Origin of the sequence: Mucilaginibacter sp. (assembly GCF_036383575.1) — a bacterium.
In the GTDB taxonomy this organism is placed as follows: Bacteria; Bacteroidota; Bacteroidia; order Sphingobacteriales; family Sphingobacteriaceae; genus Mucilaginibacter.
In genome coordinates, this window is record NZ_DASVOB010000400.1 from 1 (window position 1) to 6146 (window position 6146).

The window sequence follows — 6146 nt, forward strand, 5'->3', positions numbered from 1 at the left end:
AATTTTTAATATAAGACCACGTTTCGAGGGCTTAATTAAAAATTATAACATGCAAAAAACAAAATCCTTAAAAAAAATGACTCTTGGCAGTTTGGCATTGAGTACGCTTATCCTGATTGGAAGTTGCTCCAAAAATGCAGAGACACCAGTAACCGTTCCAATTAATGATTTAAATGCCAGCGCAAGCCTGGCAACAACAGCCACATCTCCTACCGTTTACACGATCGCTCCGGCTTCAATCCGGTTAGATGAAGGCTATGCTTACAAAATCAGCCCCATTTCTGTAAGCGGAGATTCAAACACTGCTCCAACCGCTTCAACACTCCAGGTTTATGAAAACGGTGTTGCATTAGGTCCGGCCCACTCGCTCCATGCTGACATCAGGGACATCGGTAAAGGTCGCTTCAGCCACTGGGATACCGGTTTGTACTTCTCAACTTCCGACAACAGCAGCCCGATCACGAACGGAAGAAAGTACACTTACACCCTCACCGGAACTGCAAGCAGCAGTACAGGTACCCCTGTTACAAGTAACCCAGCCACCTCAACACCAGCAACCGGCTCTGTATTAAGTACAGTATTAACCGGCTACGCTAATGTTAACGGAACAACAACCGGTGGTAAAGGAGCAACTGCAGTAACAGTAAGCACACTTGCCGCATTCAAATCCGCGGTAGCAGGCAATTCGCCCAAGATTGTCTATGTTTCCGGAACAATTAGCGGATCAGGCTTAACTCCAGTTTATGTTGGTTCAAATACCACCATCATCGGTAAAACCGGCGCAGTTATCCAGAGCCTGAACCTTTACCTTTTCACAGTTAGCAACATCATCATCCAAAACGTTACGTTTAGAAACTATGTAACTGAGTGTGGTATATATGTTAAATTCCAATCACACCACGTTTGGATTGACCATTGCGATTTTGCTACAGACCGCAGCCATGGCTGGGATTACTGGGGTAAAGACATCGGCGTTGCCGAAGGTTCTGACTACGTAACCATTTCATGGAACAAATTCCATGACACCTACCTGTCATTGCTTATTGGTTCGATATCAAGCGATGCTGTTGCAGCCAACACAGGCAAACTACACGTTACAGTACACCACAACTACTGGTACAATGTGTCTGAAAGGGAACCAACTTTGGTATTCGGTAGCATCCACATGTACAACAACTACCACTTAAACAATGATGGTTATTCTATCGGCGCAAGATACGGTGGTACAGTAAGGACAGATAATGAGTATTTCTCAGGCTGTAGAAAACCACTTACTACTAACTTAGATGGCGACCCTGTAGGTTACTTCAGCGGTATAACAACTAACGTTTATTCTAATTGCGGTAGCAACGACATTACCTCATCTTTATCAACCTGGGTACCGTCTTACTCTTACACTTCATTGCTTGATGCAGCTGCAAACGTTCCGGCAGTAGTAACAGCAGGAGCAGGTGTTAAAACAGTTAATTAATTAAAATTATTCACCCCAAGCTTAGTTAAGCAAAAGGCCGCTTTATGTGTTATCATAAAGCGGCCTTTTTTATTGATAGAAGTTGCAGTACAATATTACTTTTGGGATATAAACTCTTCGTTTTTGCTGAGGTATTGAACATTAATTGCAGGGTTTAACCTTTTCTTCATGAAAGCCACAATGGTATCGGTATATAAGTCGGCCCCCTTACCATTCAAATGTGCCCTGTCTGAATAATATTCGGGATTTTTAAAATAGGCGTCATTGGTAAAATCATGAAAGATCACGTTGTTACTGTTACAAATACTCTTCATTTTCAAGTAGGAATTTTGTTCTGTATCATCATTATACCTGGGAGACACGAAAACAAACAGCTGGATCTTTTGCCTCTTACACTCATTTATGAATAAATTCATTGCATCCACATTATCGGCAGATATGCTGTCGGAATATGGCTTAAGCGATGTATGAGTTGAAACCCGGCTGGCATCCATTTTATTATCCAAAGGGTTAAAACCCATAACAGTGTTACCTGATGATAAAAAGTAATGCTGAAATATGGAAACCACCTGGCCATTGTAGCGGTAAGTTTGCAGATGGCTTTTTAACAGCTCCAGCCTATCTTTCTTTTCAATCATATTGCCAATAACATCCGATTGTTTTAAATAAGGCAGTAAAATAGAAAGCCTGTTCTTTTCATCCTCTTTTTCACTCAGTACATCGCTGGTTACATCTAAAACAACAACTTTGGGTATATGGCGCTGCAAGGCCAGCTCAAATATAGCTGTGCTGTATAAAAGTCCCTCTCCATCCCTGCCCCCATTAAAGCAACTTAACTTCAACCCATCCTTTATCAACGACGAGTTATAGTGGTGCGAAGCCCTTGAGCTGCCCAAAACCAACACATCCTCATTTAAGTTATAAACCACATGATTAGCCACAGCATATTCGCCCGAAACCTGGTGTGTGAAAAAATAATAAAGACAAGCGCCGGCTATCTGATCAACAGCTACGAAAGCCGCAACGATCATTAGCAACCTGATAAAAAACCTATTGTTATTTCCCTTTAACTGCTTCATAATTTAAAACTGAAAATAGATGAACTGCCCTCCGTCAAAAACCCCAAACAGCAGGATTATAAAAACCAATCCTAAATAGGAAGCCATACGAACCCCCCAATTTTCGCTGTGTAGAAACCGCAATGAGTGAAGGCCGTACTCCTGCTTTAACTCGTAAAAAAACAAGGCAGCTATGGCCATAAAATCATACAGAAAGTAAGTAGGTTCGCCGATGAAGAAACCCGGTTTATAAATAAAAACTCCTCTTAGTAGGTCCCAGGCCTGTTGTAATGATACTGCCCTGAAAAAAATCCAGCTGATAGTAACCAGTAAAATTGTAAAGGTTATATTTAAAAAATTGGCAAATACTCCACTGCCTAAACCCAATTTATTTGCTGCTGCGGCCCTCCATTTCTGCGTTACCATTCCGCAGACAAGGTAAAAACCGTGTAAAGCCCCCCAAACAATAAATGTCCAGTTGGCACCATGCCATAAACCGCTGATCATAAAAACAGCAAACAGGTTTAAATATAGCCGGCTTTTGCTAACCCGGTTGCCTCCGAGGGGGATATACACATAATCTTTAAACCAGGTGGAAAGCGAGATATGCCATCTGCTCCAAAACTCGCTTATACTTTTTGCAAAATAAGGCCGCTTAAAGTTCTCCATCAATTTAAAGCCCATCACCCTTGCACTGCCAATGGCAATATCCGAGTAACCTGAAAAGTCGCAATAGATCTGGACTGCAAAAAACAAAGAGGCCAGTACAATGGTGGCCGATCCATGTTCTGGGTAATTATTGAAAACAGTTTTTACATATATCGCTAACCTATCAGCAACAACAACCTTTTTAAAAAAGCCGATCAGCATCCTTTTTAAACCTTCAGAAACATCCAGGGCATTAAAACGATGCTCTGCTTTAAACTGCGGCAACAGGTTTTGAGGCCGCTCGATAGGGCCGGCAACCAACTGCGGATAAAACATAACATATAAGGCATAGATCCCAAAATGATGTTCGGCTTTTTGATGGCCGCGAGATACCTCAATGGTATAGCTCATGGCCTGAAAAGTGTGAAACGACAACCCTATCGGGAGCAGGATCTGTAAAAACGGAATCGGGTTGGTGTACCCCATCCAGTATAATATCCCCGATAAATTGGCATTAAAAAAATTGAAGTACTTGAATATCGCCAATACCCCAATATTTGCCGTAAGGCTCAATATCAGTAAAAGCTTTTTCTTTTTAGGATCGTTAACTTTTTCAAGATAAATACCGGCTGTATAATCAATAATTATGGTAAAAAACAGGATAAGGATGTATATGGCCTTAAAGAACATATAAAAATAGCAGCTTGCTGTAAGCAGCAGCAGCCACCTGAATTTATGAGGCATCAGGAAATATAAAACTGTTACCACAGGAAAAAAAAGAAGAAAAGTAAATGAGTTGAATATCATTGTCAGGTTCTTTTTGGTTAATTAAACCTAACTGAAAATAAAATGATATAAAATAGCAGGGCTTCAATCGTATATCATTCTGTAAAATCACGCAATAAACTTCACAGCCAAAATTTGATCAAAACCTTGCAAAATTAAGATGACAGCCACTGGAAACCGGTGTATAGCTATTCATTAACCATTTCGCAAGAAATGCCGCGTTATCCGTCTGCTATTATGATACAACCAACTAAAATGTAAAGCAATTTATATCCTTTTACAGTTTAAACGTGTAAAACGGCGTCAGATTTACAATTTCCGGGCAATTGAACAGGGCTCGTACTTTATTGATAGTCAATTAAATAATTTTACTTACCAAGTAACATATAAACTTAATTTACTATTTAAAGCCTTAAAACTATGTGCGGAATTGTTGGTTACATCGGATCAAGAGATGCGTGGCCCGTTGTGTTAAACGGCCTCAAACGATTAGAATATCGTGGTTATGATAGCGCCGGTATTGCTATTATAAATAATGAGGGTTTCAATGTATATAAAAAAACCGGGAAAGTAGCCTGTCTTGAGGAGCACACTGCTGATAAGGACAAAAGCGGCCATATAGCCATCGGGCATACCAGGTGGGCCACACATGGCGCCCCGTCTGATGCAAATTCGCATCCCCACAGTTCAAATGATAACCGGCTGCATATTATCCACAACGGTATCATCGAAAATTACCTGATCCTTAAGGAAGAACTCGTTGCCCGGGGACATACATTTAAAAGTGAAACAGATACAGAGATCCTCATCCACTTAATTGAAGAAATTCAAAATATCGAACAAACAGATCTGTTAGAGGCTGTCCGCTTAGCTTTAAATACAGTGATAGGCGCTTATGCCATTGTTATCCTTGACAGGGAAAACCCGGATCAGCTGATTGCCGCCCGAAAAGGCAGCCCACTTGTTATTGGAGTAGGCGAAGGCGAATATTTTATCGCATCAGACGCCACCCCTATTATCCAATACACTAAAAACGTAGTGTATTTAAAGGACAACGAAATAGTGCTGGTAAAACCCACCGGGCTTTTGATAAAGAAACTGGACAATGTTGTGCAAACCCCATTGATCCAGGAGTTGGAATTAAAGCTTGAATCATTAGAGAAGGGCGGCTTTGAACATTTCATGATGAAGGAGATCTTTGAGCAGCCGCGCTCGATAAGGGATTGTATGCGCGGCCGCATATTCCCGCTTGAAGGAAAAGTAGAGTTAGGTGGTATTAAACAATATACCGATAAGCTTAAAAATGCCGAGCGCATCATTATTATTGCCTGCGGCACTTCATGGCATGCCGGTTTAACAGGCGAATACCTTATTGAAGAATATGGGCGCATTAAGGTAGAAGTTGAATACGCATCTGAGTTCAGGTACCGCAACCCCATAATTACAGATAAGGATATTGTGATGGCGGTATCCCAATCGGGCGAGACAGCCGATACTTTAGCTGCGATTGAGATAGCGAAAGAACGGGGTGCAACAATTCTGGGGGTCTGCAATGTTGTGGGCTCGTCAATTCCGCGCGTAACCGATGCAGGGGTTTACACACATGCCGGGCCAGAGATAGGCGTGGCATCAACCAAGGCCTTTACAGCACAGGTTACGGTTTTAACTTTAATAGCATTATATATAGCGCAGCATAAAGGCACCTTAACGCCCGCCAAACTCACCAATCTGCTAACCGAGTTGGATACCATACCTGATAAAATACAAACGCTGCTCCAGGACAATGAATTGATTGAGGACATTGCATCAAAAATAAAAAATGCGCCTAACTGCCTATTCCTGGGCAGGGGGTTTGGCTTCCCGGTGGCTTTGGAAGGTGCCTTAAAATTAAAGGAGATCTCTTATATCCATGCCGAGGGTTACCCTGCCGCCGAAATGAAGCACGGCCCCATTGCGTTAATTGACGAGCAGATGCCGGTGATCTTCATCGCCACAAAAAATTCGTCGTACGAAAAGGTGATCAGTAATATACAGGAGGTTAAGGCCCGAAAGGGAATAGTGATAGCTATTGTTACCCAGGGCGATGTCAAAGTAAAAAACATGGCCGATTACTGTATTGAGATCCCCGACGCCGACGAAGCATTTTTACCGCTGCTGGCTACTATCCCACTACAACTTCTTGC

The 6146-nt window shown here is 41.9% G+C and carries 4 protein-coding genes; 2 read left to right on the plus strand and 2 right to left on the minus strand.

Annotated features, from left to right (window positions below; genetic code table 11):
* Positions 1-49 precede the first annotated feature (49 nt).
* The gene (locus VF500_RS13915; protein WP_330860243.1) at positions 50-1471 is read left to right on the plus strand and encodes a pectate lyase; all 1422 of its coding nucleotides are present in this window, start codon (positions 50-52) and stop codon (positions 1469-1471) included.
* Between the two features lie 95 nt (positions 1472-1566).
* Here the strand turns inward: VF500_RS13915 and VF500_RS13920 are convergent, their stop codons facing one another.
* Positions 1567-2550: a hypothetical protein gene (locus VF500_RS13920; RefSeq protein WP_330860244.1), complete on the minus strand. Its 984-nt coding sequence runs from the start codon at positions 2548-2550 to the stop codon at positions 1567-1569.
* A gap of 3 nt (positions 2551-2553) precedes the next feature.
* Positions 2554-3984 carry an MBOAT family O-acyltransferase gene (locus VF500_RS13925; protein ID WP_330860245.1) on the minus strand — a complete coding sequence of 477 codons (1431 nt, stop codon included), beginning with the start codon at positions 3982-3984 and terminating at the stop codon, positions 2554-2556.
* A 399-nt stretch (positions 3985-4383) separates the two neighbouring features.
* Between VF500_RS13925 and glmS the strand changes: the two genes are divergently transcribed.
* Positions 4384-6146, plus strand: a 1763-nt coding sequence (glmS, locus tag VF500_RS13930) for a glutamine--fructose-6-phosphate transaminase (isomerizing) (protein WP_330860246.1), incomplete at its 3' end; no start/stop codon positions are given.

Bases quoted from the DNA above. Each gene is read 5' to 3' on its own strand.
- VF500_RS13915 (WP_330860243.1), top strand. From the start codon at position 50: ATGCAAAAAACAAAATCCTTAAAAAAAATGACTCTTGGCAGTTTGGCA.
- VF500_RS13920 (WP_330860244.1), bottom strand. From the start codon at position 2,550: ATGAAGCAGTTAAAGGGAAATAACAATAGGTTTTTTATCAGGTTGCTA.
- VF500_RS13925 (WP_330860245.1), bottom strand. From the start codon at position 3,984: ATGATATTCAACTCATTTACTTTTCTTCTTTTTTTTCCTGTGGTAACA.